Raw genomic sequence first — 2,739 nt, forward strand, 5'->3', positions numbered from 1 at the left:
GGCTCGCTCCCACAGGTGTACGCATTCCAATGTGGGAGCGAGCCTGCTCGCGAAGGGGCCATCACAGGCAATAAAAGATCAACCTGCGAGCAACCACGCACCAGTCGCCGCCGAAGCCGCACCGGCCAATCGAACCAACGGCGCCGCCGCTTGCGGCAACACGCGCACCACGGCATAACCCGCAGCATGCAACGCCGCCGTCGCCGCCACAAACCCTGCGGCATACGCCCAAGGGCTCGACATGTCCGGCAACTCCAGCCCATGGGCCACACCATGGAACAGCGCAAACAAAGCCGTCGCACCGACTGCCATGCTCAACGGCGGACGCACGGCCAGGGCCACGGCCAGGCCCAGCGCCAGCACCGACGCCGCAATGCCGCCTTCCAGCGCCGGCAGGTTCAATCCTTCAAAACCCAGCAGTCCGCCAATCAGCATGGTGCCCACGAAGGTGCACGGCAGCGCCCAGCGCGCGGCGCCTTTTTGCTGCGCCGCCCACAAACCCACCGCCACCATCGCCAGCAAGTGATCAAGGCCGCCAATCGGGTGGCTGATGCCGGCGATCAAACCGTTGTCGCCATGACCCGGGTGCGCGAAGGCGATGGCCGGGGTCAGCAGCAGGGCCAGGGTGCCCAGGATGCGTTTCAGTGTCATGGATAAGCTTCCTTGTTGATAAGTCGTGATCAGGCTGCGGTCAGCAGGCCTTGGCGTTCGATGAAGGCGATGATTGCTTCCAGGCCCAAGCCGGTTTTCTGATTGCTGAAGACAAACGGCTTGCCGTTGCGCATGCGCGTGGTGTCGCTGTCCATCAGTTCCAGCGACGCGCCCACCAGCGGCGCGAGGTCGACCTTGTTGATCACCAGCAAGTCGGACTTGCAGATCCCCGGCCCGCCCTTGCGCGGCAGCTTGTCGCCCGCCGAGACGTCGATCACGTAAATGGTCAGGTCGGACAGTTCCGGGCTGAAGGTCGCCGACAGGTTATCGCCGCCGGACTCCACCAGAATCAGATCCAGCCCCGGAAAGCGGCGGTTCAGTTGATCCACCGCTTCAAGGTTGATCGAGGCGTCTTCGCGGATCGCCGTGTGCGGGCAGCCGCCGGTTTCCACGCCGATGATGCGCTCAGGGGCCAGAGCTTCATTGCGCACCAGGAAATCGGCGTCTTCGCGGGTGTAGATGTCGTTGGTGACGACGGCCAGGTTGTAGCGGTCGCGCAGGGCCAGGCAGAGCGCCAGCGTCAGGGCGGTTTTACCGGAACCGACCGGTCCGCCGATGCCGACGCGCAGGGGTTGTGTGTTCATGTGATTCTCCAAGTAAAAAGGCCCTAGGAACGGAACAGACGGCTGTACTGGCGCTCATGGGCCATGCACGCCAGGGACAGGCCGAACGCGGCGCTGCCGTAGTGTTCGGGGTTGATTCGGGTGGCGTCCTGCTGGGCTTGTTGCAGCAGTGGCAGCAGTTCGCTGGTCAGGCGTTGCGCGGCTTGCTGGCCCAGGGGCAGGGTTTTCATCAGCACCGCCAATTGATTTTCCAGCCAGCTCCAGAGCCACGCCGCCAGCGCATCTTGCGGGCTGATCTGCCAGGCGCGAGCGGCAAGCGCCCAGCCGAGGGCCAAATGCGGCTCAGGGCGCTGCTGGAGAAAGGCGCGGGCCGGCGCATCGAGTTCCGGCAAGCCGTTGAGCAGTTGTTGCAATGAATAGCCCATCTGTCGGCTTTCCTGATGCAGCTCGCGGGTTTCCCGGCTGGCACGATGTTCTTCGCAGCGTTGCAGCAACTGGCCCCAGTTCTCATCAAAGGCAGCGGTGCAATGGGCGAGCAGCAGCGGCGCTTCGAAGCGTGCCAGGTTCAGCAACAACTGATCGCTGATCCAGCGTCGCGCGCTGTCTGCATCGTTCACCCGGCCGTTATCCACCGCCATCTCCAGGCCTTGCGAATAGCTGTAGCCGCCAATCGGCAGTTGTGGACTGGCCAGGCGCAACAGCGCCCAGGCCGGGTTCATAACCGGACGCCGAACTGGTGCAATTTCGGCGGGTAGTTGAAGTCCTCGTCGCCGTGGCGGGAATGGTGATGGCCGCCCCCATAGGCGCCGTGTTCCGGCTGGAACGGTGCCTCGATGTTGTCGACGTTGGCCTCCAGCTGTTCGAGCATGGCCTTGAGCACGTAATCATCGAGCAGGCGCAACCAGCCATCACCGACTTGCAGGGCGACGTGGCGATTGCCCAGGTGATAGGCCGCGCGAGTCAGTTCGAACGCGTTGGCGCACGTAACATGCAGCAATTGTTCGGGGCGGGCGCAGACGCGGACGATGCGCCCATCTTCGGCTTGCAGGCACTCACCGTCATACAGTGGCGGCTGACCGCGCTCCAAAAACAAACCGACGTCCTCGCCTTCGGCACTGAAACAGCGCAAACGGCTTTTGCTCCGGGCCTCGAAAGTCAGGTGCAACTCGGCGGCCCAGACGGGTTGAGGGTCGATTCTGCGATGAATCACCAGCATCGGAAGGCTTCCAGCAATGGACGATGTTCAGGCTAGAGCAAGGGGCTTGCCAATCGGGCGATACGTAGGAAATGCCTGTCGGAGCGTAGTGGGTGGCTCAGGCTGTTGCGGGATTTTGAACTGGAATGGTGCGGGGATTTTTCGGTGGCACCCAATTGATGCCTTGACTGGTTTTGTGGACGTGAGCCTGCTCGCGATAGCGTCGGCACAATCAACATTTGATGTGGCTGACATTCCGCTATCGCGATT

General features: G+C 62.9%; 4 protein-coding genes. All 4 read right to left on the minus strand.

The window, feature by feature from the left end:
• Positions 1–78 precede the first annotated feature (78 nt).
• The 4 genes from QMX98_RS33875 to ureE are packed head-to-tail and all read right to left on the minus strand — an operon-like array spanning position 79 to position 2,490.
• Positions 79–651: a HupE/UreJ family protein gene (locus tag QMX98_RS33875; RefSeq protein ID WP_154502824.1), complete on the minus strand. Its 573-nt coding sequence runs from the start codon at positions 649–651 to the stop codon at positions 79–81.
• Between the two features lie 29 nt (positions 652–680).
• A complete protein-coding gene (gene ureG, locus QMX98_RS33880) occupies positions 681–1,295 on the minus strand; it encodes an urease accessory protein UreG (RefSeq protein WP_010464137.1) in 615 nt (204 codons plus the stop codon).
• A 23-nt stretch (positions 1,296–1,318) separates the two neighbouring features.
• The gene (locus QMX98_RS33885; RefSeq protein WP_083375168.1) at positions 1,319–1,993 is read right to left on the minus strand and encodes an urease accessory protein UreF; all 675 of its coding nucleotides are present in this window, start codon (positions 1,991–1,993) and stop codon (positions 1,319–1,321) included.
• Entirely contained in the window at positions 1,990–2,490 is a 501-nt protein-coding gene (ureE, locus tag QMX98_RS33890; RefSeq protein WP_010464135.1) for an urease accessory protein UreE, read from the minus strand. The genes QMX98_RS33885 and ureE overlap by 4 nt, the downstream gene beginning before the upstream one ends.
• Between the last annotated feature and the right edge of the window lie 249 nt (positions 2,491–2,739).

The sequence above is a fragment of the Pseudomonas sp. PS02303 genome (assembly GCF_029959925.1).
Classification (GTDB): Bacteria; Pseudomonadota; Gammaproteobacteria; order Pseudomonadales; family Pseudomonadaceae; genus Aquipseudomonas; species Aquipseudomonas mandelii.